This is a genomic window from Streptomyces sp. NPDC051104, from assembly GCF_040682835.1.
GTDB classification, from domain to species: domain Bacteria; phylum Actinomycetota; class Actinomycetes; order Streptomycetales; family Streptomycetaceae; genus Streptomyces; species Streptomyces cynarae.
Map to the genome: position 1 here is coordinate 1 of NZ_JBFBBS010000108.1, position 1176 is coordinate 1176.

Annotated in this window: 1 pseudogene; it reads left to right on the plus strand. The window is 66.6% G+C overall.

What is annotated here, in order from left to right:
• Positions 1–1176: pseudogene (locus AB0N14_RS39710) on the plus strand (alpha-1,4-glucan--maltose-1-phosphate maltosyltransferase); the annotation flags it as partial.

Below are 1176 nucleotides of genomic sequence, written 5' to 3' on the forward strand. Positions count from 1 at the left end.
CTCGCGGCTGCGCTGACGCCTGAGGTGGATGCGGTGCTGGCGCGGTATCCGCTGCGTGAACTGGTGACGTCCTCTGATCCGTTGCCGTTGGTGGTGGAGCGGGAGCGGGCGTTGTTCGGGTCGTGGTACGAGTTCTTCCCGCGTTCGGAGGGGACTTCGCAGCGGCTGCACGGGACGTTCCGTACGGCGGCGCGGCGGCTGCCGGTGATCGCGGGGATGGGTTTCGATGTGGTGTATCTGCCGCCGATCCATCCGATCGGGACGACGTTCCGCAAGGGGCCCAACAATTCTCTGTCGGCGGGGCCGGGGGATGTGGGGGTGCCGTGGGCGATCGGGTCGCCGGAGGGCGGTCATGACGCGGTGCATCCGGATCTGGGGACGATCGAGGATTTCGACTGGTTCGTGGGGCGGGCGCGGGGGGTGGGGCTGGAGGTGGCCCTGGATTTCGCGTTGCAGTGTTCGCCGGATCATCCGTGGGTGGAGAAGCATCCGGAGTGGTTCCGGCATCGTCCGGACGGGTCGATCGCGTATGCGGAGAATCCGCCGAAGAAGTACCAGGACATCTATCCGGTCCATTTCGATGCGGACATGGACGGGCTGGTGGCGGAGACGCTGCGGGTGCTGCGGTTCTGGATGGGGCATGGGGTGCGGATCTTCCGGGTGGACAATCCGCACACCAAGCCGGTGGTGTTCTGGGAGCGGGTGATCGGGGACATCAACGGCACGGATCCGGATGTGATCTTCCTGGCGGAGGCGTTCACGCGGCCGGCGATGATGCACACGCTGGCCAAGGTGGGGTTCCAGCAGTCGTACACGTATTTCACGTGGCGGAATTCGAAGCAGGAGCTGACGGAGTATCTGAGCGAGCTGTCGGGGGAGGCGGCGGCGTATATGCGGCCGAACTTCTTCGTGAACACCCCGGACATCCTGCACGCGTATCTGCAGCACGGGGGGCGGCCGGCGTTCGAGGTGCGGGCGGTGCTGGCGGCGACGCTGTCGCCGACGTGGGGGGTGTACTCGGGGTACGAGTTGTGTGAGAACGTGCCGCTGCGGGAGGGCGGCGAGGAGTATCTGGACTCGGAGAAGTACCAGCTGCGGCCCCGGGACTGGGAAGCCGCCGAACGCGAGGGACGCAGCATCGCCCCCCTGATCACCAGGCTGAACGAGATCCGACGG